We start from the raw sequence: 23,604 nt of genomic DNA, 5'->3' as shown, positions 1-23,604 counted from the left end.
AGCAGTCTAGCCCTGCCAACGCTCGCGGTCGGGGCCGCGGCCGTCCTCACCGTAGTCGTACTCGTCGATCAAGCCGCGACGGGCCTGGGAGGCGCGCTTGCGCTCTGCGGCCGACGCACGGTCGGTGCCGCCCAGACGCGCATCCTGCCCGCGGCCAGCCAGCGTCGGATCGCCACCGATGGACGGCTCCCAGTCGAAGGACACATCGCCGATAGTCACCGTGTCGCCCTCCTTCGCGCCAATCTGGCGCAGCTGGTCCTCCACGCCCGCCTTGGTCAGACGGTCCGAGAGGTAGCCCACCGCCTCGTCGTTCTCGAAGTCGGTCTGGCGCACCCAGCGCTCCACCTTCTCCCCGGTAACCAGCCAGCCCTCCGGGTACATCGGGTCCTGAATGACCTCGATCCCAGTTGAGCCGTCCTTCGACTCCTCCACAGCGCGCGGGCGAATGACCTGGGGCGCAGCGTCGGCCGCGACCTTCGGGCGCGCTTTGCGGGCGCGCTTGACCACGTCCCACATCGCCCACTTCAGCTCGTCCACGCCCTCGTGCGTGGCCGTGGAGATCTCAAACACCGGCCAACCGAACTTCTCCTCGATATCCGCGCGCAAGAACTCAGCGAGCTCGCGCGCATCCGGGATGTCGATCTTGTTCAGCACAACCAGGCGCGAGCGCTCCCGCAGATCACCCAGGCCGGAATCCATGTCCAAGTCGCCGGCGTACGAGTCCAGTTCCGCCTCGAGCGCCTCGATATCCGAAATCGGGTCGCGTCCCGGCTCCATCGTCGCGCAGTCCACGATGTGGGCGAGCACCGCCGTGCGCTCGATGTGGCGCAGAAAATCCAAACCGAGGCCCTTGCCCTCACTCGCGCCTGGAATGAGCCCCGGCACGTCCGCGATAGTGAACGTGTCGTGACCGACGTTGACCACGCCAAGGTTCGGCGCAAGAGTGGTGAACGGATAATCCGCAATCTTCGGCTTCGCAGCGGACATCACGGAGATCAACGAGCTCTTGCCTGCCGACGGGAACCCCACCAGGCCAACGTCCGCCATCGATTTCAGCTCCAGGATGAGATCGTGTGCCTCACCCGGCTCGCCCTTCAGCGCGAACCCTGGCGCCTTGCGCTTGTGGGTCGCAAGCGCCGCGTTTCCCAGGCCGCCGTAGCCGCCCTCAGCCGCGACAAACTTCGTGCCAGGCACCGTGAGGTCCGCGAGTACCTCACCGTCTTCGCTGCGCACCACCGTGCCGATCGGTACCTCGAGCACCAAATCCTCCCCGCGGGCGCCATTGCGGTGATCGCCCTCGCCGTTGCCACCGCGTTTCGCCTTCACGTGGGGGCGGTACTGGAAGTCAAGCAACGTGTGCACCTGGTCGGACACCAGCAGGATGATGTCGCCGCCGTGGCCACCGTTGCCGCCGTCGGGCCCGCCGAGAGGCTTGAACTTTTCACGGTGCACCGAAGCGCAGCCGTGGCCACCGTCGCCTGCCTGCAGGTGCAGCACGGCGCGGTCTACGAATTGTGCCATGGTGGTTTTCCGCCTTTCATCGGGATGTGTGCGAGCCTACCTGGGGGCCATTGGCGTTGAGGTCGTGTTTCGCGCGGGCTAAAGCCAAAACAGAAGCGCCACCGGGCCTCATAAAGGGACCCAGCGGCGCCGATCACTCAAAGAGTGTTACGCAGTAGCGGTTGCCTCTTCGGCGGTGCCTTCTTCGACAACGCCCGCGGCCTCGGCCTGCTCGAGGACCTCGGAAGCCACGCCAGCGCCGTCGGCCGGAACGATGTTCACAATGCGACGCTTGCGCTTGATGCCGAACTGCACGGAGCCGTCAGCGAGAGCGAACAGCGTGTCGTCGCCGCCGCGGCCGACGTTGTCGCCCGGGTGGAACTTGGTGCCGCGCTGGCGGACGAGGATTTCGCCGGCCTTGACCTGCTGGCCACCGAAGCGCTTCACACCGAGGCGCTTGGACTCAGAGTCACGACCGTTCGCGGAGCTGGATGCACCCTTCTTGTGTGCCATAGTTCAATCTCTCCTAAGTGGGTAAACGGCTTACTTGATGCCGGTGATCTTGATGGTGGTCTGCGGCTGGCGGTGGCCCTGGCGGACCTTGTAGCCGGTCTTGTTCTTGTACTTGAGGATGTCGATCTTCTTGCCCTTGCCGTGCTCGACGATCTCAGCCTCAACGTTCACCTTGGACAGTGCGTCCGCGCCGGCGGTGACATCTGCGCCATCCACGAGAAGGACCGGGGTGAGCTCGACCTTGTCGCCCGCTTCACCCTCAAGCTTCTCGACCTTGACCAGGTCGCCCTCGGCAACCTTGTACTGCTTGCCGCCGGTCTTGACGATCGCGTACATAGAGGGTTACCCCTTATCTCTACTCGCCCGCCCCCGGCATGCCACGGCGACGGTTTGGAACATTGCTTAGCGTTTCGGGGCCTGGTTAGAAGGCCTGCCGTGCCCGCATGCGTAGGCAACGAGGCGGCGCGCCCCGAAACAGCGACTGTGCAAGACTACACCGCGCCCCGCCGCTTTTCCAAACCGTGCCTGGCAGCAGGCCCGCTAGTTGCCGCGGCGGCGGGTTGCGCGCCGCCGTCCGCGCCGTGCGGGTTGTTCGGAGCTGGGCGCTTCTCGACGCTTCGTTGGCTGGCCTTCGCCCTTCCCCGCAGCGCCTCCCTCAGCAGGTGCGTTCCTCGACCCATCCCGGTTAGTGCGCTTCGACTCCTGCGACTGAGCCTGCGTCTTGCGCGTCGCCCGGCGGCGTCCCCTCCTGGAGCCGGTACCGGAAACCACCGCGGTCTTCGGAGCGGACCGCTCGGTGTCGGCTGCCTGGGCCGCGTCGGCCGTCTCGGCCGAGTCGACTGCCTCTGCTGCGTCGGCTGCTTCGGCTGCCTCGAAGTCCTCCTTGCGCGGACGGTGATCCGAGCGCGAGTTGCCACGGGTGCGGTGCTTGCGGCGCGGCGAGTTCTCGAACTCTTCTACCGCCTCTTCGTACGTCTGACCGGAAGCGCGCTCGGTGGTCCGCTCTCCGCTCGGCCGCTCCCGCTGCTCCGAGTCCTGGTTCGTGTCCTGGCCCGAGCTCTGGTCCGAGCCCTGGTTCGACTCCGGGCTCTGGTCCTGTCCGGTGCGACCTCGGCCGCGTGACCCTCCGCGGCGGCCACGGCGACGCGAACGGCGCTTCTCACCGTCCCCGTTTTCCCCTGAGGTCCCAGAGGTCTCGGAGGAATCTTCGGAGAAGATGGAATCGAGCAGGTCGTCCATCTCGTCGTCGTTAAGCGACTGCTTCTTAGCACCCTTGCCGCCCTGCGGCTTCTCCTGGCTGTTGCTGTCGCCCTTGCCGCGGCGCTTGCCCCTGCCCTTGTCACCCTCGGGCTTGTCGAAGAGGCCGGTGCGCGCGGTGTCCTGGTCGACCGGGTCGTCGGTGAGGATCACACCGCGGCCCTCGCAGCATTCGCAACGCGTGGAGAACGTCTCTAGCAGTCCGGTACCCAGGCGCTTGCGCGTCATTTGCACCAGCCCCAGCGAAGTGACCTCGGAAACCTGATGCTTCGTGCGATCGCGGCCGAGGGCCTCGTTGAGTCGGCGCAGCACCAAATCCTGATTCTCCGGCAGGATCATGTCGATGAAGTCGATGATGATCATGCCGCCGATGTCGCGCAGACGGATCTGGCGCACGATTTCCTCCGCCGCCTCGAGGTTGTTCGACGTCACCGTCTCCTCCAGCGAGCCGCCGGAGCCGGTGAACTTGCCGGTGTTGACGTCGATCACCGTCATCGCCTCAGTGCGGTCGATGACCAGCGTGCCACCAGACGGCAGCCACACCACGCGGGAGAGTGCCTTCTGCAGCTGCTCGTCGACGCGGTGCGCCTCGAACGCATCCTTGCCGCCGTGGGCACCGCGGTCGAATTTCTCCAGACGATCCACCAGGTCGGGGGCGACGGACTGGACGTACGCGTGGACGGTGTTCCACGCCTTCTTACCGTCGACCACCAGCGAAGTGAAGTCCTCGTTGAACAGGTCGCGGACCACCTTGACCAGAAGGTTCGGCTCCTCGTAGAGCGTCACCGGCTTCGCGCCCTTGGAGTTTTTCTCCTTCTCCGCCTGCTTTTGGATGGCCGTCCACTGGTTGTGCAGGCGGTTCACGTCTGCGGCAATGGCCTCCTCGGACACGCCTTCTGCTGCGGTGCGGATGATCGCGCCGCCCTTACCCGGGACGACGTTGTTCAGGATCTCCTTGAGACGCTTGCGCTCCGGCCCGGGCAGCTTGCGGGAGATACCCGCGCTGCGGCCGCCCGGAACGTACACCAGGTAGCGTCCTGCGAGCGAGATCTGCGTGGACAGTCGCGCGCCCTTGTGGCCGACCGGATCCTTGGTCACCTGCACCAGCACCTGGTCGCCGGACTTCAATGCGTGCTCGATGCGGCGGGAGCGCCCGCCAAGGCCCGCTGTCTTCCAATCCACCTCGCTGGCGTAGAGCACGCCGTTGCGGCCCTGTCCGATGTCGATGAAGGCCGCCTCCATGCTGGGCAGCACGTTCTGCACGCGGCCGAGGTAGATGTTGCCAATCATCGACGCCTGCGAGTCAGACGTGACGAAGTGCTCCACCAGTAGCCCGTCTTCCAGCACACCAACCTGCGTGATGCGGCCCTGGCCGTCGTGGCGGTCGCGCTCGCGCACCACCATGTGACGGGTGACGGACTCGCGACGTGCCAAAAACTCCGCCTGGCTCACAATTCGGCTGCGCTTGCGCTGCTCTTCGCGTTTCTCCGAGCGGCGGCGGCGCTGCGCCTCGAGTCGCGACGAACCCTTGATCGCCTTCGGCTCTTCAATGGCCTCGACATCTTCCGCAAGGTCGGGCCCATCGGCGGTATCTGCGTCATCAGCGCTGGCGGCAGCATCTGCGCTGGCGTCCACCAGGTCCTCCCCGATGTCCTCACCGACGAGGGTGTCCGCAAGCGCAGGGGTGTCCTCCGGCGCCCGGTTGTCGTCGTTACGGCTGCGGCGGCTCCGGCGGCGGCGGTTGCGCTTCGAGCCGGCGCCCGCCCCCTGCTCTTGGTCCTGCTCGCCGGCCGACGCCGTAGCCTCGCTACGTTCCGCTGCGTCCGCTGCTTTTCCAGCCTTGGACGCTTCCTCAGCCTTGGTCGGCTGTGCAGCGTCGCGCTGCGTGCCGTCCTGCTCTAGCTGTGTGTCGCCGCTGCTGCGGCTCGCCCGGCGACGCTTGCTTCGCTGCGGTGCCTTGAACACCGGGGCACGAGTAGCTGAAACCTCCTCTTCCTCCGGTGCCGGAGTTACCTCCGGCTCAACGTCGGTGAGCAGGTCCGATTGCTTCTCGGAGGTCTCTTCCTGGTCGTCCGCGCCTAGCTCGTCGTCCACCTTCTTCTCAATCTGGTGGATCTCGTTTTCCACATCCTTGCGCACGCGCTGACGGATTTTCTGGTCCGCCTCCTGTTCAGCCTCAGCCGGTTTGGTGGCGGGGGTTGTAGCCGCCAGCGCGTCGAGAAGCTGCTCGCTCTCCGCGCGCGTGAGTGTGGACTGCGCGACCTTCACTAAACCGATATCGGCGAGCGCGACCACCAGTTCCTTCGACGGCACACCAAGCTCTTTAGCAAGGTTGAATACACGCGTTTTGTCTGCAAGCTTCGAGCGGTCGAAGTCTGCGTACGGGTTCGGCGCGGCCTCAACCTGCGGCTCCACCTTGGTGGTTGCGCGCTTCGTAGATTTCTTGGCAGTCTTCTTGGCTGTCTTTTTCGCGCTTTTCTTCGCCGCTTTCTTGGCGGTCTTCTTTACTGCCTTCTTTGTGGCCTTGTGGCTCGCTCGGCGCGAGCCAGCTGCCTGGGCAGTGCCCTTGTCGTCTTTCTCGCCGGCGCCGGCGCTGGCGCTGGCGCTGTCCGTCGCGTTCGCGTTCGCTGCGTCGGTCGTATCCTCTTGCTGAGCCAAAACGGCACTCTCCAATTTTTCTAAGCCGCGGGCATCCGACAAGCACCGGGCGCTGGCGGTCATCGCCGATAGCGGCCGCGCGGTGCACTGTGCGCTCGCGGGAGCGTGAAAAGTTCGTCAGCGTCACCCCACTCAAACCTGCCTGTGCGGGCAAGTCCTCATGCGAGACACTTGCCGCCCATTGTTGCACAGCAAAAGTCCCAATGCCGTAGGCGGGCCGTTTGCTCCTGCCAATCGCGCTTAGTGTTCGGCGAGACGCAGCAGATCCGTCACGGCCGCAACCGGCGCGGTCGGGTGCTCCTCCGTAAGCGCTGTGCCGATGACCATCTGCAGCACCCTTGAGGAGGTAATGCCCTCCACACCTGCGCGGCCCATCATCTCGGTGAGCATCGAGCGCAGCTGAGTCAAAGTGCGTTCCACAAGCTGTTCCACTTCGCCACCCTCGCGCTGCGCGTCGATAAACGCGCTGGATAGCTCACGGGTGCGGTGGGGGCGCCCGCACGAGATGACATCCACCACCGACTCGGCGAATTGCACCGGATCGGTCAAGTCCACCCTCCCGCTCATCGCGTTCTCGTAAGCAACTTGGCGGGTAGCGGCAAGTTGCTCGAAACAGGTAGCGATGAGCTTCTCGCGCGTGGAGTAGTAGTAACCGATCGAGCCGACGGGCACGCCCGCAGCGGAGGCAACTTGTCGGTGTGTGACCCCTTTGAGGCCTTCGGAAAGCAGCAACTCAGTAGCGGCTCGCAGAATCGACTTCCGCTTCTCCACCGCGCGTGACTGCTCCGAGCGCATTTCCACCGTAGTGCTTCCCTTCTCCCCTTATCGCGGGACGGTTACCAAATACATGCAATAAACGTTATACATTATCGTAGGGGCCAAGACCGGCGAAGTGAGGAGCACTCCCCAAAATGCGCGAAACGCCACAGCCCATCCGGGCTGCGGCGCCGTGAATGATGCGCGTGAACTACAGGTTCGGGAACCAGATGGCAATCTCGCGCTCAGCGGATTCCGGGGAATCCGAGCCGTGCACGACGTTCTCGCCGACGGTCAGCGCGAAGTCACCGCGGATGGTGCCCGGGGTGGCCTTCTCCACCGGGTGGGTGCCGCCAGCCAGCTGACGCCATGCAGCGATCGCGGACTCACCCTCGACGATGCCCGCAACCAGCGGAGCGGAGGTAATGAAGTCCACCAGCTCGCCGAAGAACGGCTTGTCGGCGTGCTCAGCGTAATGCTTCTCAGCGGTCTCGCGGTCGGCGGTGCGCAGGTCCATCTCCACCAGTTTGAGGCCCTTGCGCTCGATGCGGGTGATGATTTCACCGACGTGGCCGTTGGCCACACCGTCCGGCTTGATCAGAATCAAAGTACGTTCAGTCATAACGCTGAATCTTACCTACACACTGCAACGCTGACATCCCGGGCTTATCCCGGGCTTATCTGAAGGCGTGCTAAACGTCGCGCACGATGCGTGCCGCGTCCTCCGCCGAGGCGTGCCGCTTCCACATCTGCACCTGCTTGACCGCGAGCTGGAAGTCGCCTTCCTTCTTCATTCGCTTGATCGTCTCGCGTTCCTCGGCGTCGAGCTCCAGCGAGGGTTCTTCCTGGCGCTTGTACTGCTCGTAGAAACCGAGCACGAGGAACAGCCCCGCCACCACGATGGCTACGCCGCCCACCCAGTCGGGCGCCGCTGTTTCCACGTAGGCGAAGTACACCGCCACGAGCGAGAAGATTCCGGCGACGACGAAACACAGGATGCGCATGCCCCGTTTATATCGCATGCCGTACGCTCTAGGCCATGCTTCACCGCAGCCCGTTGCCGGACATTACGCTGCCTGCGGACACCGTGTATGGCACGGTCTTCGGCCCTTCAGCGCACCCCGAGCGCCCCGCCATCACAGAGCTAGATACAGGTCGCAGCGTCACCTACGCACAGTTGCAGTTGCTTATCGACGCTGCCGTGGCCCGCCTTTCCGCCCGTGGCATCGGCCCCGGCTCCGTGGTGGAGCTGCGCCAGCCCAACTCCATCGACTTCGCGGTCGGGTTCATCGCCATTTCGGCAACTGGCGCCGCGGCGTGTTTGATCGGGCCCACGCTTATCGACGCTGAAGCGCGCCACCTCGCCCGCCTCGCCGGAGTGACCGACACAGTGAGAGCCGCCGACCTCGCGGCGCCGGCGGGCGAGACCGAGCCACACCCGGAATTGCCTCCTGTCTCTCCGGATGCGGTGGCGGCCATCCCCTTTTCCTCCGGCACCACCGGCCACCAGAAAGGTGTTGTGCTCACGCATCGCTCCATCACAACCAACGCCGCGCAGTTCAACGCTGCGCTGGCCGCCAGTGGCATCGACGGTGACATCCCGGTGGCCGCTCCCCTGCCGTTTTCGCACATCTACGGACTGAACACGCTGCTGCTGTCTTCGCTTGCCGCGGGGCGCCACGTGTACACCGCGGCCCGCTTCGACCTCCCGCAATTCGTTGAAGCGCACCGAGCGCACGACATCGAACTGACATTTATCGCGCCACCAATCGCTATCGCCCTGGCGAACCACCCTTCGGTGGACCCGGAAGCGTTTACTGCCTCCAAGCACATGGTCTGTGGGGCCGCCCCGCTCGACGAGGAGCTCGCCCGCACCGTGGAACGCCGCCTTACCACCACCATCCTGCAGGGCTACGGCACCACGGAGTCCTCCCCCGTCACCCACGTGGGCATCGCCGGAAAATCCCGCCCCGGCTCCATTGGTTTCGCCGTGCCCAACACCGAATTCCGCGTGGTGGACCTAGACACCGGTGAGGAAGTCGAAGACGGCGAACGCGGCGAGTTGCAGGTACGCGGCCCCCAACTCATGCGCGGATACTTGCGTAATGAGGAAGCCACCGCCCGCGCGCTGCACGGGGGTTGGCTGCGCACGGGCGACATCGCGCGCGTGGCCGAGGACGGCACCGTCTACATCGTCGACCGCGCCAAAGACGTCATCAAATACCACGGGTTCCAGGTCGCGCCGGCCGAGTTAGAGGCACTCCTGCTCACCCACCCGGATATCGACGATGCGGCGGTAGCCGCGTACACCCGCGGCGAGGGATATGGAAAAGAAGACGTGCCCCGGGCCTTCGTCGTCAAGCGCAATGGCTCAAACCTGGATGCAGAAACGATCATGCACTGGGTGGCGGCGCGCGTGACCCCCTATAAGAAAGTCCGCGAAGTCACCTTCGTCGAGGAGATCCCGCGCAACGCCGCGGGCAAGATCCTGCGGCGCAAACTGCGCGACCTGCCGCTTTAAGCATCTCCGGTTCGGCCGGCGTCAGCGCGCCGGGTCCTCTGAGGTGCCCAGGTGCTGGGTGACCAGGTAGCCGTGGCGCATGCGCTGCAGAATCTCGGAGCGCATCTTCACAATCAGGAACCAGACGAACCCGAAGATCACGCCCACCACGGGCACCGACCAGTGCACGAAAAAACCGATGAGCAACGGGATCTGCAGGGCCAGGTCGAGCCACAGGGCCCACGGCTTCTTCTGGAAGAATGTCGCCACCACGTGGGCGAGGCCAACGATCGTCACGTAGACCCAGTTGAAGGTGGTCCAGTACTGCCCGTCGTTGACCTTCAAAATCACCGTGAGGATGAGGAAGATCGTGATGGCCTCCATGATCAGCGTGCCCACAAGCACGCCGTGGAGTCCCTGGATCGGGTCTTTTACCGGTGCTTTGCCGGGGCCGAGCGGGCCCATCTCGGGCTCGGGGCGTCGCGACCTGGGCGAAAAGCGGGAACTCATTGCGGGTCCTTTCCAAATATGGCTCGGGCCTCTCCTGCGGTAACCACCGACCCCGTAACGAGCACACCGGAGCCGGACTGCACCCCCACCTCAGCGAGCGCTTCCTCGGCGAGCTCCACTGCGAGCTCGTAGGCGGAGGGCAGGTGCTCCTCGACGTGCACGCGCTCGTCGCCGAAGACCTCGCGGGCGGTTTCCGCCAGATCGTAGGCGTCGGTGGCGCGCGGGGACGAATTCTGGGTGATGACCACCTCGGTGAGTACGGGTTCGAGCGCCTCGAAAATCCCACGGGCGTCCTTGTCATCCAGCACGCCGAGCACACCGATAAGCCGGGTGAAATCGAAGTCGCGCTCAAGTGCCGCGGCGAGCGCCCTGGCTCCGTGTGGGTTGTGGGTGGCGTCGATGAACGTCGTGGGCGTGGCGCGCACGCGCTCCAGCCGGCCCGGCGACGTCGTCGCCGCGAAGCCCTCCCGGACTGTGTCTATGTCTAAATGGCGTTCTGCGGACGCACCGAGGAACGCCTCGACGGCGGCGAGCGCCACCGCCGCGTTGCGCGCCTGGTGCGGGCCGGACAACGGAAGGAAAATTCCGTCGTACGTGCCAGCGAGTCCGCGCAGCGTCACCGTCTGTCCGCCGACTGCGACCTCGGAAGCCTCCACCGTGAACTCCTGGCCCAAACACGCGACGGCCGCGCCGATTTCCACGGTGCGTTCCAAAATCACCCGCATCGCTTCCGGTTCCTGGTCGGCGATCACTGCCACCGCCTCAGGTCTGCGGATGATGCCCGCCTTCTCGCCTGCGATCTCCGCGAGCGTCTCACCGAGGTAGTCGGTGTGATCCAACCCCACCGGCATGATCACGTTCACGTCCGCGTCGACAACGTTCGTCGCGTCCCACGTGCCACCCATGCCGACTTCGACGACGGCGACGTCTACGGGCGCGTCGGCGAACGCCGCGTACGCGATGGCCACCATCACCTCGAAGTAGCTCATGGGTGTGCCGGTTTGCTCGTCCACCATTTGGATGTACGGCTCGATCTCGCGGTAGATGCGCACGAAATCGGCGGGGTGAATCGGCTCGCCGTCAATGCCCACGCGCTCCGTGACCGACTGCAGGTGCGGACTCGTGGTGCGCCCCACCCGGTTGCCGAACGAGCGCAGCAGCGACTCCACCATCCGCACCGTGGACGTCTTGCCGTTGGTGCCCGCGACGTGGATGACCTTGAACGATTTCTGCGGCTCACCCAGGTAGTCCATAAGCAGCTCGATACGCTCAAGGCTCGGATCGATCTTGGTTTCGGGCCATCGCGCACGAAGTTCCGCCTCCACCTGCGCAAGCTGCGCGAGGTCCTGCTCGCTCACGCCGCGCGGGGCCGCGGGTTCCTCCTCACCCTCGCCCGGCGCGCCGAGGTTCAGCGTGAACCCAGAATCCGACTGGGTGATGTCGAACTGCTCGGCGAGCTCCGGCAACTCCGCCAGATCAGGCAGCTCGAGGAACTCGTCCTGGTTGCCGTTGTGGTTGTCCCTGTCGTTGGTGTTGCTGTCCGCCACTAGGCCTCCGGAAGCTGGGCAATGCGCGCGGTGACGCGCTCGAACTCTTCCTGCGCGACCTTCTGGCGGGTCTTGATCTTCTCCACCACGGCCTCCGGCGCGTTGGCCAAGAACTGCTCGTTAGATAGCTTCTTGCCGGTGGTGTCGAGCTCTTTCTCCGCTGCGGCCAGCTCCTTTTCCAGGCGCTTGCGCTCGGCGGCGACGTCGACGGTGCCGGAGGTATCCAGCGCTACGTCCAGGTTGGCCTTGCTCAGGCGCATTTCAATGCTTGCCGACGAGACGAAGTCCTCCCCCGGCGCCTCCACCTTGGCAATCTGGCGCACCAGGTCTTCCTGCGCCTCGAGGCCTGCGGAGGCGAAGTCGATCCGCGCCGGCACCTTCTGGCTCGGCTTCACTCCCTGGTCGGAGCGGAAGCGGCGCAGCTCGGTGATCAGCTTCACGGCGTCTTCGATGCGGCGGCGGGCCTCAACGTCGGTCTCCGCCCCGCCGTTGGTGTCGTCTGCGGTGGGCCAGGCGGCGCGGTTGAGCGTCTCTTCACCGGTGAGCGTGGTCCACAGCACCTCGGTGACGAACGGCATCGTCGGGTGCAACAGACGCAGCACCACGTCGAGCACACGGCCCAGCACAATCTGGGTATTGCGCCCACGGTTGCGGGCTTGCTCCGCGTCGGCTGCACCGGAGGCTTCGGTGTCCGCCTCGCTGCGCGGGATCTGGGTCTTTGCGATCTCCAGGTACCAGTCACACAGCTCGTCCCACGCGAAGTGGTACATCGCCTCGTTCGCCTTTGCGAACTGGTAGTCGTCCAAGTACCGGTCCACCTGTTGGCGTAGTTCCTCCGCGCGGTCCAGGATCCAGCGGTCCGCGTCCGTGAGCTCCTCGCGCGGCGGCAGTTCCCCCACGCCAGCGCCGTTCATCAGCGCAAACTTGGTGGCGTTGAACAGCTTGGTGGCGAAGTTGCGGGCGGCCGTGGCGTTATCCTCGCCGATCGGCAGGTCCACGCCCGGGTTCGCGCCACGTGCGAGTGCGAAGCGCAGGGCGTCGGCGCCGAAGCGGTTCACCCAATCCATCGGGTCGATGCCGTTGCCCAGGGACTTCGACATCTTGCGGCCCTTTTCGTCGCGCACCAAGCCGTGCAGGTAGAGGTGCTCGAACGGAATCTGGGGGCGGCCGTCCTTGCCCTCGCCCAGTACCTCAGGGGTCTGAGTACCGGCGAAGGTACCGAACATCATCATGCGCGCCACCCAGAAGAACAGGATGTCGTAGGCGGTGACCAGCACGGTGGTGGGATAAAACTTCTCCAAATCCGGGGTCTTATCCGGCCAACCCATCGTGGAAAACGGCCACAGCGCAGACGAGAACCAGGTATCCAGCACGTCCGGGTCCTGCTCGTAGCCAGCCGGCGGCTCCTCGTCCGGGCCGCAGCACACCACGTCACGGTTGCCGTTTTCATCCTCCGGGCCGTACCAGATGGGGATGCGGTGGCCCCACCACAGCTGGCGCGAAATCGTCCAATCGTGCATGTTGTCCACCCAGTCGAAGTAGCGCTGCTCCATCGACGCCGGGTGAATCTTCGTGTCGCCTTCGCGCACGGCTTCGCCAGACATGCGGGCGAGCTCGCTCACCTTCACAAACCACTGCAGGGACAGGCGCGGCTCGATCGGCTCGCCGGAGCGCTCCGAGTGCCCCACGGAGTGCGGGTACGGGCGCACCTCCTTGACAATGCGGCCCTGCTCCGCGAGTGCCTCGCGCACCTTCACGCGAGCTTCGAAGCGGTCCATGCCGTCGAACTCGGTGCCCGTGTCGGCGATGTGGCCGGTCTTGTCCATGATGATCGGCATGTCCAGGTTGTGGCGCAGGCCCATCTCATAGTCGTTCGGGTCGTGCGCCGGCGTGATCTTCACGGCACCGGTACCCAGTTCCATATCCACGTAATCGTCCGCAATGACCTTGAGCTTCAAGTCGTCGCGCAGCGGGTGGTCAAACTCCTGGCCCACCAGGTGCGCGTAGCGCTCATCGTCCGGGTGCACCGCGATAGCCACGTCGCCAAGCATTGTTTCGACACGCGTGGTGGCAACCACCAAGTGCGGCTCATCGTCGTTGAGCGAGCCGTAGCGGATGGACACGAACTCGCCGTCGACGTCCTTGTACACCACCTCGATGTCGGAGACTGCGGTCTCCAGCACCGGCGACCAGTTCACCAGGCGGTAGTCCTGGTAGATCATGCCCGCGTCGTAGAGCTGCTTAAAGATGGTCACCACGGCGCGGTTGAGTCCCTCGTCAAGCGTGAAGCGCTCGCGCGACCAGTCCACCGAATCACCAATCGCGCGCATCTGCGTGGTGATGGTGCCGCCGTACTGCTCCTTCCACTCCCAGACGCGGTCGATGAACTCCTCACGGCCGTAGTCGTAGCGGTCCTTGCCCTCTTCGGCCTTCAGCTTCGCCTCGACCTTCGTCTGGGTGGCGATACCGGCGTGATCCATGCCCGGCAGCCACAGGACCTCGTAGCCCTGCATGCGCTTTCGGCGCACCAGGGAATCCATGAGCGTGTGGTCCAGCGCATGCCCCATGTGCAGCTGGCCGGTCACGTTCGGCGGTGGCAGCACGATCGAATACGGCGGTTTGTCGGAGGTGGCGTCGGCGGTGAAGTAGCCGGCGTTCACCCAGCCTTCGTAAAGCGGCTGCTCGTGATCGGACGGCTCCCAGGATTTCGGAAGCGCGTCGGCGCGGTTGGTGCCAATCAGCTCATTCGGTTCAGTCACGCCGAACATCTTAGTCGGCGCCGCGACGCGCTAAAACAGCTTGTCCGCCACCGCGGCTTCGGCGCGCAACGCCTCGATGTTCGCATCGATGCGTTCACGCTGGAAATCGCTGAGTTCAAGGCCTTCCACCACACGCCACTGCCCGTCCTCGGCGGTCGCCGGGAAGCCGAACATCAGGCCTTCATCCACGCCATATTCGCCGGTAGACGGCACCGCCGCCGTCGTCCAGCGCCCGTTCGTGCCCTGCACCCAGTCGCGCATGTGGTCCACCGCCGCCGATGCCGCCGAGGCTGCCGAAGACTTGCCGCGCACCTCAATAATTTCGGCACCGCGCCCAGCGATGCGCGGAATGAACTCGTCGACGTACCAGTTGCGGTCCACCTCCACCGGCTCGCCATCCACCTGCGCGTACGTGAGGTCAGGGAACTGCGTGTCGCCGTGGTTGCCCCACACGCAGAGGCGCTCAATGCTTGTCGACGGCTCCGCGACCTTGCCCGACAGCACCGACACCGCCCGGTTGTGGTCGAGCCGCATCATCGCGTTAAAGCGCTCCGCCGGCACGTCCGGCGCGGCTTTCGCGGCGATGTATGCGTTCGTGTTCGCGGGGTTGCCCACCACAAGCACCCGGATGTCATCCGCGGCGCCGTCGTTAATCGCCCTGCCCTGGCCGATGAAGATCTTGCCGTTGGCTTCCAGCATGTCCGCGCGCGACTCCCCCTTGCCGCGCGGCTTCGCGCCCACCAGAAACGCCGACTGGGCGCCGTCGAAAGCCTTCCGCTCGTCGTCGGTGACATCCACGCTGGCAACAAGCGGCATCGCGGAATCGGCGAGCTCCATCGCAGTGCCCTCCGCTGCGCCGACAGCTGCCGGGATTTCTAGCAGCCTAAGCGCCACCGGCTGTTCGGGGCCGAAAACGTCACCAGCCGCGATGCGCCACAGCAACGAGTACGCGATGTTGCCGGCCCCTCCCGTGACTACGACGTTGACCGGATTGTTCTTAGTGTTCGAAGCCATAGTTGCTTCCCTTCGTTGAGTTCGTGCGCCGGTGCTCGAGCGGGTGCCTGGGCACCGGAGAAGTCTTACCGTTTAAAATCTACTCGCCTACAGGTACACCCGCTCGGTTGGTATATCCCCCCACCTATCGCGCAATATCACCCCCGCCTAGGCGGATTCCTTCGCTTCTGCCACCGCAGCCCTACCTTTCAGGCACGATGAACGGTGGATTGAGTGAAGGAGAAGGCCGTGAGCAGTGCACCGACGAGCGCGCCGTTTGGGGCGACACACGCCCCGGCCGAGCAGGCATCGCCTGACGACGTCGTGCGGGCCGCACTGCATGCGTTTGCCGAGGGCGGCTACGACGGCACCCGCCTTGACGCCCTGGCGAAGGGTACGGGCATGAGCAAGCGCATGATTCACTACCACTTCGGCGACAAAAAAGGCCTGTACGTGCGCGCGCTGCACCTTGCGCTGTCGCAGCTCGCCCCGCCGGAGGACATCATGAACCGCTCGTACGCGGTGCCGGTGGAAGGGATGCGCCGCTTCGCGGACGCGCTCTTTTACGCATTCATGGAGCACCCCGACGCGGTGCGGCTTGTGATCCGGGAGAACGTTGACCCGGTACTGGAGGACGAAGAAGCTGCGCTTCTGCCCGGGGCGAACGACGTCACGCTGCACGTCGAGCGGCTCCTGCTCGCCGGCCAAGACGCCGGCGCCTTTCGCCCTGGTGTAAGCGCGGCCGACCTGCTCATCCTCACCACTTCACTCTGCTTTTTCCGTGTGGGCTCGGGCGTTACCGCGCTACACGTGGGGCGGGTCGACGTGGAAGACACCCGAAACATTGAAGGGATCCGCCGGCTCGTGGTGGACGCAGTACTCGCGTTTTTGACTTCGAACATCCCGAGCGCGGGCTACGACTCCTACGTGCAGCCCGCGTCCGCGCCCGACCCGGATGACGCGGTGCCGCAGAGCGATTTCTCCGACGTCTACGGCGACGGCGGCCGCCTAGTGTGAGCGCAGCTCAGCGTGGGAGGGGCGTGTAGCAGGGGCGTAGCGGCTGGCGTTACGCGGACTGCTGCTCCTTAGCCTCGACGTAGCGTGGCTCATCCTCCCCGCGGGCGGCGGCTTCGTCGATAATGACCTCGGTGACGTGCTCTCTATCCGGCAGCTCGTACATGATCGGCACCAAAAGCTCCTCCATGATCGCGCGCAGGCCGCGAGCACCGGTCTTGCGCTCCGCCGCCTTGTCCGCGATCACGCCGAGAGCCCCGTCCGTGATGGTGAGCTGGGCGCCATCCATCGCGAACAGCCGCGCGTACTGCTTCACAAGCGAGTTCTTCGGCTCGGTGAGTACGCGCTTCATAGAATCGCGATCCAGGTCGTCGACGTGGGCGATGATGGGCAGACGCCCGATGAACTCCGGGATCAACCCGAACTTCACCAAGTCCCCCGGCTGCACCTGTGCCATCAGGTTCGCCTCGTCGCGCTCGTCCTTGGAATCAATCTCCGCGCCGAAACCGATGCCCTTCTTACCCACACGCTCCGCGACCACCTTGTCCAACCCGGCGAACGCGCCAGCCACGATGAACAAGATGTTGGTGGTATCCACCTGAATGAATTCCTGGTTCGGGTGCTTGCGCCCACCCTGCGGCGGCACCGACGCCACGGTGCCCTCCAAGATTTTCAGCAGAGCTTGCTGCACGCCCTCACCGGAAACGTCGCGGGTGATCGAGGGGTTCTCACTCTTGCGCGAGATCTTGTCCACCTCGTCGACGTAGATGATGCCGTGCTGCGCGCGGTTCACATCGAAATCCGCGGCTTGCAGCAGCTTCAACAGGATATTCTCCACGTCTTCGCCCACGTAGCCCGCCTCGGTGAGGCTCGTCGCATCCGCAATTGCGAACGGCACGTTGAGCATGCGCGCTAACGTCTGGGCAAGGTACGTCTTACCGGAACCGGTGGGGCCGAGCAGCAGGATGTTCGATTTGGCAATCTCAACGTCCTCGTCCCGGCTGCGGCTGGACACCACGGACTCCTCGGCCCGCATGCGCTTGTAGTGGTTGTACACCGCAACCGCCAAAGTCTTCTTAGCGGTGTCTTGTCCGATGACGTACTCGTTCAAAAACGCCGTGATTTCTGACGGGCGCGGCAGACGGTCCTCTTCGCCGCCCTTTTCGCGCTGGGAGCCCGCCAGCTCCTCCTCAATAATCTCGTTGCACAGCTCAATGCACTCGTCGCAGATATAGACACCTCCGCCAGCAATGAGCTTGCGCACCTGCTGCTGGCTCTTGCCGCAGAAGGAACACTTCAAAAGACTGGCGCTGTCGTGGGTGCTTGCCATAACCGCGTATCTACTCCTGTTCCGTCAAATGTTGCCCACCAAGTTTAGTAGGCCGACTTTCTCACTAAGGGTCTCCCCCGCCGAGGTTCCCACCACCCTACAACGCGTGCCGACGCATAACCCTTCCCGCATTTTCACGCCACAATGGAAGCTATGACTAACCTTCACACCACCGAACACGGCAACCCAGACGCGGCCAGCACTGTGGTACTGCTCAGCTCCATCGGCACCACCCACGAGACATGGCGCGCCCAGATCCCCGAGCTGGCTAAGACCCATCGCGTGGTCACGGTAGATCACCGCGGGCACGGCGCATCCGAGACCCCTGCAACGAGCCCGCAGGGGGTCGCCGACCTTGGCCGGGATGTCCTGGCCGCACTCGACGCCGCCGGGGTGGACCGCTTCAAGGTCGTTGGCCTTTCACTGGGCGGCGCCATCGCCCAGTGGCTCGCCGCGCACAGCGGCCGCGTGGACAAGGCGGTTTTCTGCGCCACTGCAACGTTCCTCGGCGGTGAGGAAAAGTGGGCTGAAAAGACCACCACCGCGCGTGAGGAGGGCACCCAGGCGCTCGCAGACGGGATGATGCAGAACTGGTTTACCGACGATTTCCGCTCGCAGCACGCAGACGTAGTGGAGTGGGTGCGCGAGATGGTTTGCAGCATTGACGACGAAGGCTACGCGCAAAACGGCGACGCACTAGCTACCTGGGACTTCGAGGGCGACCTTGCGCAGATCACCTGCCCGGTGCTCACGATCGCGGGCGCCTCCGACCCATCGACAGGGCCCGACGAGCTAGCGAAAATCGCTGCTGGAGTGTCAGGCCCAGTTGAATCCGAAGTGATTGATCCTGGGTCCCACCAAGTCGCCGTGGAGAATCCAGAGGCAGTCAATCTGGCGCTGACGCGGTTTCTCGGCGAGTAATGGGATAGCCTGTACACGTTCAACTGTTTGGAAAGGAACCCACCACCCGTGAACCGCAGCCGAGCTCTCACCGCGATCGCCACCGCTGCTCTTTCCGCGTCCCTGTTGACAGGGTGCGGCGGAAGCGACGAGGAAGAGATTCGCATCGCTGAGCCAGTGCTGGATTTCCCCCAAACGAGCACGACCCCGACGCCGACGCCGACCACCACCGCGGCAGATGACGAGGACGAAGAAGACGAAGACGAGGACGAGACCACCACGTCCACCACCACGTCATCTTCAACCTCGTCGTCTACATCCACCACGACGCGGTCGTCGACGCGCACCTCCACGCGGTCGAACTCCGGCTCACGCCCGGGCACCACGACGTACCGCCCCGCGCCGGCTCCCGCACCGGCACCGCAGAATAACAACGCGCGTCCGGAGCAGCCCGGCGCCGCCTGCCCGTGGCCCACGCAGAGCAACCACGGCCCGGACGAGGAGTACAGCACCTTCTGCGACAGGCAGTGGGCCCGCACCGTCACGCCGAGGGACAACCAGGACTTCTACTGGGTCGCCGAGGGTGGCGAGTGGGTGACCATCGACCCGGCTGGCTACCCGGACGGCCCATGCTGGCACCGCGACGATTTCCAGGACGCTCCAGAGGCGATCCGCAACGCCGTGGAGTACTGCCCCTAGCCCCGCGCGAGTCACCGCGGGCTCTCCACGCGGTACGCGAAACGCCCGGCGAAAAGCCGGGCGTTTTCCTTTAGGTGCGGGGTGGGGCACCGGAGGCGTCGATAAGCAATGTGCTCTTAAGCGGCTCTTCGCGTTTTAGAGTGCGTTGATCTTGGGTTGCAGGCCTCCGGAGTGGATCAGGCACCGCAAGATGTAGTGGTTGATGTTGCGGAACCCGAGTGCGATGCCGCGCAGGTGCTCAAGGCGCCCGTTGATGGCTTCGACCGGGCCGTTGGAGGCGCCGATGTCGAAAAATGCGAGGATGTCGGTGCGCCGCTTGTGCAGGCTGCGCCCGAGTTGGGCAAGCTCCGTTAGCCCGGCTTGACGAAGCCCGCGCAGCCTGTCGATTAATCTGCGCATCTTGGTTTTCGCACGCCGCTTATTCGGGTCGTCGTAGCAGTCGATGATCTCTTGGTACACCAGCCATGTTTCTTGCAGCACGGCGTAATCGTCATCGTAGTTGAACAACGCATCCAGGCGATGTTGCTGCTCGCCGGTTAAAAGGTCGATGCGGGTGAGCATGGTGCGACGGTTCTTATACAAGGGGTCGTTGGTTCTACCGCGCCGACCATAGGTTTCACGCTGCAACCGCTGCCTACACGAGGTGACTTTGTCGCCAGCAAGACGCACCACATGAAACGGATCCATCACCCGCGTAGCCTGCGGAAGCGCCTCATCGGCTGCGGTGGCGTAGCCCTGAAACCCATCCATGGTGATCACCTCCACCTGGTCACGGAACGCCTTCGGGCGTTGGTTGATCCACCTGGTGAGCACGTGCGCACTTCTGCCCGGTATGACATCAAGCAACCTGGCGGGTTGACCGGTGTGCTGGTGGGTCATATCCACGATCACGGTGACGAACCCGCCGCCAGCCGCACGCCGGTTGTGGGCCCATTTGTGCTCATCAACCCCGATGATGCGCACCCCAGCCAAATGGTCGGGGTCAGCGACGAGCTCCCTGGCCATAGAAAGAGCCAAATCGCATGTCAACTGCCAGCCGATACCGAGTGCCTTGGCGGTGGCGGCAACACTCATCCGGTCGATCGCTAAACGCTGTAGGATCCAGCGCACCACCCGGTGGGTGACCTTCGAGCGGTCATCAGCACATGCAAGAGAAGCCCGGAAGACCCTCTTCGGGCACACCTGGTTGGTGCACACATACCGCGGCAGGCGCACCCGCAGCTTCGTGGGAAACCCGACGACAGGCAAATCCACCAGTTCACGGTGGGCGTGATCGCGCAGCACACCAGGCCGGTCGCATGCGGGGCACGCGTTGATCGGGGCGAGAGCTTCGCACTCGATGACGGTGCACTCATCGTTGTGCGCGGCATTCGTGATCGCCAGGCCGAGCTCCGCGGTGCGGCAAATGGTGTCGGCGACGATGTTGGAACTAGGCTGCATCGCAGGGTCCTTGTTGTGTTGTGGATTGGCTTGAACACCTACATCCTTAACGCAGCAAGGACCCCCATATCTTGTGCCACACCCCAGGGGCCTAGAAACAACCTACGCACTCCCAATCACGAAGAGCCTCTTAAGCGTTGAGCTTGCGGTAATCGAAGACCTGGTCGATGATGCCGTACTCCACGGCCTCCTGCGCGGTGAGAATCTTGTCGCGGTCCGTGTCAATGCGAACCTGCTCTGCCGTGCGACCGGTGTGGTGCGACAGCGTCTCCTCCATCAGGCGACGCATGCGCTCGATCTCGGCGGCCTGGATCTCCAGGTCAGACACCTGACCCTGCGTGCCCTGGGTGGCCGGCTGGTGGATCAGCACACGCGAGTTTGGCAGCGCCGCACGCTTGCCCTTCGCACCAGCAGCAAGGATCACCGCTGCCGCAGAGGCGGCCTGACCGAGGCAGACCGTCTGCACGTCGGGGCGAACGTACTGCATCGTGTCGTAGATAGCCATCAGCGCAGTAAAAGAGCCGCCCGGCGAATTGATGTACATCGTGATGTCGCGGTCCGGGTCCTGGGACTCCAGCACCAAAAGCTGCGCCATGATGTCGTTAGCGGAAGTGTCGTCCACCTGGGTGCCGAGGAAGACGATGCGCTCCTCAAACAGCTTGCCGTACGGATCGATCTGCTTCGTGCCGAAGCTCGTTTCCTCCAAGAACTGCGGCAGCACGTAGCGGGAGTTGGGCATTTGGAACGTCATAGTGGGGTTTCTCCTTCTCGTGATTGCCTAATTACTCGCCGATGGAGTGCTCGCCCGCCTGGGCTGCGTTCTCAATGACATGGTCAACGATGCCGTAGTCGCGTGCCTCCTGGGCAGTGAACCAACGGTCGCGGTCCGAATCCTTCGTGATCTGCTCGAAGCTCTGACCGGTGTGCTCCGCGATGAGCTCCGCCATCTCGCGCTTCGTGGCCGCAAACTGCTCGGCCTGGATAGCGATGTCTGCCGCGGTGCCGCCAACGCCTGCGGACGGCTGGTGCATCATGATGCGCGCGTGGGGCAGCGCAAAGCGCTTCCCCTTCGTGCCGCCAGAGAGCAGGAACTGGCCCATCGAGGCAGCCAGGCCCATGCCGTAGGTGGCGATGTCGCACGGCGAGTACTTCATCGTGTCGTAAATCGCCATACCCGCAGTGACAGAACCGCCCGGCGAGTTGATGTAAAGGTTGATGTCACGCGTCGGATCCTCAGCGGACAGCAGCAAAATCTGGGCGCACAGCTTGTTGGCGATCTCGTCGTCCACCTGCTGGCCGAGGAAGATAATGCGCTCCCGCAGAAGACGCTCGTAGACCGAGTCGCCCAGGTTCATTCCTTGAGTCGGGGAAGTCATTACAGACGCTCCTTTTCATATCGGTTGTTTTAACCAGTAACGTCCCCACCCTACTTGCCTGTTCCCACAGCAACCCTTTCCGAGCGCCATGTTCGCTACCGGCGTACGGGCACTTCGTGTGTGGGCACGCGGCATGCCCGTCAACCGGGCGAGGGTGGGTGGCGGACCATTCGGTTTTGGCGTCCCACGCAGAAAAACAGCCAGCAACCGATGCGGCTGCTGGCTGGCGTGAAGCCTCTTGGAGGCCTCGGGGGCTTAGTTCTCCTCTGCGGCGGTGTCCTCGAGGTCCTCGAGGTCCTCGAGGTCCTCGTCCTCGATCTCGCCGAAGTACTCGTTCGGATCGATCTCGTTGCCTGCCTCGTCCTTCACAGAGGTGCGCGAGATAGCAATCGCCAGAGCCTTGCCACGGCGCACGTCGGAGAACAGGTTGCCGATCTGGCCGGACTGCTGCAGCTGGGCCACGAACTGGTTCGGGTCCATGCCGTAGGACTGCGCAGTGAACAGGATGTGGTCGGTGAGCTCCTGCTGGGAAACCTCCGGCTGCTCCTGCTCTGCCACAGCGTCGAGGAACAGCTGGGTGCGCACAGACTCCTCGGCCTGCTCGCGGTTCTGCTGGTCAAACTCCTCGCGGGTGGTGCCCTGCGCCTCAAGCAGCTGGGCGAGCGCGTTCTCGTCGTGCGCCATCTGGCCGAGCAGCTGGTGCAGCGTGTTGTGCACCTGCTCGTCCACCACGGACTCCGGCAACGCGAACTCGGAATCAGCCAGCGCGGCCTTGAGCACCTCGTCGCGAATGTCGGCCGCCTGCTTCGCCTTCGCGTTCTCCTCGAGCTGAGCCTTAGCGTTCTCGCGGAGCTCGTCGACAGTGTCGAACTCGGATGCCATCTGCGCGAACTCGTCGTCCAGCTCCGGCAGCTTGCGCTCCTTCGTCTGCTGGACAGTGACCTTCACAGTTGCTTCCTCGCCCTTGTGCTCGCCGAAGGCGATCTCGGTGGTGAACTCAGCATCCTCACCGGTCTTCAGCCCCTTGACCGCCTTGTCCAGGCCGTCCATCAGGTCGTCGGAGCCGATCTGGTAGGTCAGGCCCTCAGCCGAGACCTCATCGATCTTCTCGCCGTCAATGGTCGCCTCGAGGTCGATGACTGCGAAGTCGTTCTTCTTCAGCTTGCGCTTGGTGTCCTTGAGCTCGCCGAAGCGCTCGCGCAGGGTGTCCAGCTCTGCGTCCACGGCCTCGTCGTCAAGCTTCAGCTCCGGAACGGTAACCGCGATCTTGGAGAAGTCCGGCACGGTGATCTCCGGGCGAACATCCATTTCAGCCGTGAACTCAACGACATCGTTGTCCTCAATCTTCGTGATCTCGATGTCGGGCTGGCCGAGCGGGTTCAACTCGTTCTCCTCGAGCGCCTGCTCGTAGCGGGTCGGCAGCATGTCGTTGACAACCTGCTCGAGGATCGGGCCGCGGCCGAAGCGCGCGTCGATAAGCTGACGCGGTGCCTTACCGCGACGGAAGCCCGGGATGGCGACCTGCTGGGCGATGGCCGCGTACGCCTGGTCGATCTCCTTGCCCAGCTCGTCGAACGGCACGCTGACGTTCAGCTTGACGCGGGTGTCGCTGAGCTTTTCGACGGATGTCTTCACGGATTTCTCCTGTACTAGATCTGGTCTTCGTCTTCTTACGTGTTATGCGGCGGGGCCGCTGTTACACGGCCCCGCCTTTGTCGGGGCGACAGGATTTGAACCTGCGACCCCCTGCTCCCAAAGCAGGTGCGCTACCAAGCTGCGCCACGCCCCGTGGGCGGCAAAACCGCCTCGGTGTCAAGCCCCGCGAAGCACTGTATCGACACTGTCGCGCGAC

Annotated in this window: 20 protein-coding genes and 1 tRNA gene; 4 read left to right on the top strand and 17 right to left on the bottom strand. The window is 64.3% G+C overall.

Annotation, left to right across the window (positions count from 1 at the left end):
- Nucleotides 1-6 precede the first annotated feature (6 nt).
- From obgE to HWX32_RS02575, 7 genes are all read right to left on the bottom strand, one after another.
- Complete coding sequence (obgE, locus tag HWX32_RS02605; protein ID WP_175934610.1) at nucleotides 7-1,521, bottom strand: GTPase ObgE; 1,515 nt, start codon at nucleotides 1,519-1,521, stop codon at nucleotides 7-9.
- A gap of 147 nt (nucleotides 1,522-1,668) precedes the next feature.
- On the bottom strand, nucleotides 1,669-2,013 hold the full coding sequence (rpmA, locus tag HWX32_RS02600) for a 50S ribosomal protein L27 (RefSeq protein WP_075469540.1): 345 nt from the start codon (nucleotides 2,011-2,013) through the stop codon (nucleotides 1,669-1,671).
- Between the two features lie 30 nt (nucleotides 2,014-2,043).
- Nucleotides 2,044-2,349 (bottom strand): 50S ribosomal protein L21, encoded by a 306-nt coding sequence (gene rplU, locus HWX32_RS02595; protein WP_075469541.1) that lies wholly within the window; start codon nucleotides 2,347-2,349, stop codon nucleotides 2,044-2,046.
- A 204-nt stretch (nucleotides 2,350-2,553) separates the two neighbouring features.
- Nucleotides 2,554-5,928, bottom strand: a complete 3,375-nt coding sequence (locus HWX32_RS02590; protein ID WP_254868232.1) for a translation initiation factor IF-2 N-terminal domain-containing protein — start codon at nucleotides 5,926-5,928, stop codon at nucleotides 2,554-2,556.
- Nucleotides 5,929-6,168: 240 nt separating this feature from the next.
- Nucleotides 6,169-6,723: a TetR/AcrR family transcriptional regulator gene (locus tag HWX32_RS02585; RefSeq protein ID WP_175934608.1), complete on the bottom strand. Its 555-nt coding sequence runs from the start codon at nucleotides 6,721-6,723 to the stop codon at nucleotides 6,169-6,171.
- 172 nt (nucleotides 6,724-6,895) lie between these two features.
- Nucleotides 6,896-7,306: a nucleoside-diphosphate kinase gene (gene ndk / locus HWX32_RS02580; protein ID WP_075469544.1), complete on the bottom strand. Its 411-nt coding sequence runs from the start codon at nucleotides 7,304-7,306 to the stop codon at nucleotides 6,896-6,898.
- A gap of 70 nt (nucleotides 7,307-7,376) precedes the next feature.
- Nucleotides 7,377-7,706 (bottom strand): hypothetical protein, encoded by a 330-nt coding sequence (locus HWX32_RS02575; protein WP_242648351.1) that lies wholly within the window; start codon nucleotides 7,704-7,706, stop codon nucleotides 7,377-7,379.
- A 17-nt stretch (nucleotides 7,707-7,723) separates the two neighbouring features.
- Between HWX32_RS02575 and HWX32_RS02570 the strand changes: the two genes are divergently transcribed.
- Entirely contained in the window at nucleotides 7,724-9,205 is a 1,482-nt protein-coding gene (locus HWX32_RS02570) for an AMP-binding protein (RefSeq protein ID WP_175934607.1), read from the top strand.
- 21 nt (nucleotides 9,206-9,226) lie between these two features.
- Here HWX32_RS02570 and HWX32_RS02565 read toward each other — a convergent pair whose 3' ends face one another.
- The 4 genes from HWX32_RS02565 to HWX32_RS02550 form a co-directional block, all read right to left on the bottom strand.
- Entirely contained in the window at nucleotides 9,227-9,694 is a 468-nt protein-coding gene (locus HWX32_RS02565; RefSeq protein ID WP_075469547.1) for a DUF4233 domain-containing protein, read from the bottom strand.
- Nucleotides 9,691-11,178 (bottom strand): folylpolyglutamate synthase/dihydrofolate synthase family protein, encoded by a 1,488-nt coding sequence (locus HWX32_RS02560; protein ID WP_175935005.1) that lies wholly within the window; start codon nucleotides 11,176-11,178, stop codon nucleotides 9,691-9,693. Before HWX32_RS02560 ends, HWX32_RS02565 begins: the two co-directional genes overlap by 4 nt.
- A gap of 62 nt (nucleotides 11,179-11,240) precedes the next feature.
- Entirely contained in the window at nucleotides 11,241-14,000 is a 2,760-nt protein-coding gene (locus tag HWX32_RS02555) for a valine--tRNA ligase (RefSeq protein WP_254868231.1), read from the bottom strand.
- A gap of 30 nt (nucleotides 14,001-14,030) precedes the next feature.
- Nucleotides 14,031-15,014 (bottom strand): malate dehydrogenase, encoded by a 984-nt coding sequence (locus HWX32_RS02550; protein ID WP_175934605.1) that lies wholly within the window; start codon nucleotides 15,012-15,014, stop codon nucleotides 14,031-14,033.
- Between the two features lie 228 nt (nucleotides 15,015-15,242).
- Here HWX32_RS02550 and HWX32_RS02545 point away from each other — a divergent pair, with 228 nt between their 5' ends.
- Nucleotides 15,243-16,010, top strand: coding sequence for a TetR/AcrR family transcriptional regulator (locus HWX32_RS02545; protein ID WP_242648353.1), 768 nt, complete (start codon nucleotides 15,243-15,245; stop codon nucleotides 16,008-16,010).
- A 49-nt stretch (nucleotides 16,011-16,059) separates the two neighbouring features.
- On the opposite strand, the gene clpX is transcribed toward HWX32_RS02545, so the two are convergent.
- Nucleotides 16,060-17,337: an ATP-dependent Clp protease ATP-binding subunit ClpX gene (gene clpX, locus HWX32_RS02540; RefSeq protein WP_175934604.1), complete on the bottom strand. Its 1,278-nt coding sequence runs from the start codon at nucleotides 17,335-17,337 to the stop codon at nucleotides 16,060-16,062.
- A gap of 153 nt (nucleotides 17,338-17,490) precedes the next feature.
- Between clpX and HWX32_RS02535 the strand changes: the two genes are divergently transcribed.
- Both HWX32_RS02535 and HWX32_RS02530 read left to right on the top strand, forming a co-directional pair.
- Nucleotides 17,491-18,258, top strand: a complete 768-nt coding sequence (locus HWX32_RS02535) for an alpha/beta fold hydrolase (protein ID WP_254868230.1) — start codon at nucleotides 17,491-17,493, stop codon at nucleotides 18,256-18,258.
- 48 nt (nucleotides 18,259-18,306) lie between these two features.
- Complete coding sequence (locus HWX32_RS02530) at nucleotides 18,307-18,936, top strand: hypothetical protein (RefSeq protein WP_075469553.1); 630 nt, start codon at nucleotides 18,307-18,309, stop codon at nucleotides 18,934-18,936.
- Nucleotides 18,937-19,071: 135 nt separating this feature from the next.
- Here HWX32_RS02530 and HWX32_RS02525 read toward each other — a convergent pair whose 3' ends face one another.
- The 5 genes from HWX32_RS02525 to HWX32_RS02505 all read right to left on the bottom strand — a co-directional run bounded on the left by HWX32_RS02525 (nucleotide 19,072) and on the right by HWX32_RS02505 (nucleotide 23,541).
- Nucleotides 19,072-20,376, bottom strand: coding sequence for an ISL3 family transposase (locus tag HWX32_RS02525; protein WP_175934253.1), 1,305 nt, complete (start codon nucleotides 20,374-20,376; stop codon nucleotides 19,072-19,074).
- 130 nt (nucleotides 20,377-20,506) lie between these two features.
- Nucleotides 20,507-21,127, bottom strand: coding sequence for an ATP-dependent Clp protease proteolytic subunit (locus tag HWX32_RS02520; protein ID WP_075469554.1), 621 nt, complete (start codon nucleotides 21,125-21,127; stop codon nucleotides 20,507-20,509).
- A 31-nt stretch (nucleotides 21,128-21,158) separates the two neighbouring features.
- A complete protein-coding gene (locus tag HWX32_RS02515) occupies nucleotides 21,159-21,752 on the bottom strand; it encodes an ATP-dependent Clp protease proteolytic subunit (protein ID WP_175934602.1) in 594 nt (197 codons plus the stop codon).
- Nucleotides 21,753-22,007: 255 nt separating this feature from the next.
- Nucleotides 22,008-23,387, bottom strand: a complete 1,380-nt coding sequence (tig, locus tag HWX32_RS02510) for a trigger factor (protein WP_075469556.1) — start codon at nucleotides 23,385-23,387, stop codon at nucleotides 22,008-22,010.
- An 80-nt stretch (nucleotides 23,388-23,467) separates the two neighbouring features.
- A tRNA-Pro gene (locus HWX32_RS02505) sits at nucleotides 23,468-23,541 on the bottom strand.
- Nucleotides 23,542-23,604: the final 63 nt, after the last annotated feature.

This window comes from Corynebacterium sp. Marseille-P4321, assembly GCF_903645305.1.
GTDB lineage: Bacteria > Actinomycetota > Actinomycetes > Mycobacteriales > Mycobacteriaceae > Corynebacterium.
The sequence above is the reverse complement of the archived record's forward strand: the minus strand, read 5'-3'. Positions and strand labels throughout refer to the sequence as shown.

Bases quoted from the DNA above. Each gene is read 5' to 3' on its own strand.
- HWX32_RS02570 (WP_175934607.1), top strand. From the start codon at position 7,724: ATGCTTCACCGCAGCCCGTTGCCGGACATTACGCTGCCTGCGGACACC.
- HWX32_RS02575 (WP_242648351.1), bottom strand. From the start codon at position 7,706: ATGCGATATAAACGGGGCATGCGCATCCTGTGTTTCGTCGTCGCCGGA.
- ndk (WP_075469544.1), bottom strand. From the start codon at position 7,306: ATGACTGAACGTACTTTGATTCTGATCAAGCCGGACGGTGTGGCCAAC.
- rplU (WP_075469541.1), bottom strand. From the start codon at position 2,349: ATGTACGCGATCGTCAAGACCGGCGGCAAGCAGTACAAGGTTGCCGAG.
- HWX32_RS02535 (WP_254868230.1), top strand. From the start codon at position 17,491: ATGACTAACCTTCACACCACCGAACACGGCAACCCAGACGCGGCCAGC.
- obgE (WP_175934610.1), bottom strand. From the start codon at position 1,521: ATGGCACAATTCGTAGACCGCGCCGTGCTGCACCTGCAGGCAGGCGAC.
- rpmA (WP_075469540.1), bottom strand. From the start codon at position 2,013: ATGGCACACAAGAAGGGTGCATCCAGCTCCGCGAACGGTCGTGACTCT.
- HWX32_RS02525 (WP_175934253.1), bottom strand. From the start codon at position 20,376: ATGCAGCCTAGTTCCAACATCGTCGCCGACACCATTTGCCGCACCGCG.
- HWX32_RS02565 (WP_075469547.1), bottom strand. From the start codon at position 9,694: ATGAGTTCCCGCTTTTCGCCCAGGTCGCGACGCCCCGAGCCCGAGATG.
- HWX32_RS02550 (WP_175934605.1), bottom strand. From the start codon at position 15,014: ATGGCTTCGAACACTAAGAACAATCCGGTCAACGTCGTAGTCACGGGA.
- clpX (WP_175934604.1), bottom strand. From the start codon at position 17,337: ATGGCAAGCACCCACGACAGCGCCAGTCTTTTGAAGTGTTCCTTCTGC.
- HWX32_RS02515 (WP_175934602.1), bottom strand. From the start codon at position 21,752: ATGACTTCCCCGACTCAAGGAATGAACCTGGGCGACTCGGTCTACGAG.
- HWX32_RS02585 (WP_175934608.1), bottom strand. From the start codon at position 6,723: ATGCGCTCGGAGCAGTCACGCGCGGTGGAGAAGCGGAAGTCGATTCTG.
- HWX32_RS02520 (WP_075469554.1), bottom strand. From the start codon at position 21,127: ATGACGTTCCAAATGCCCAACTCCCGCTACGTGCTGCCGCAGTTCTTG.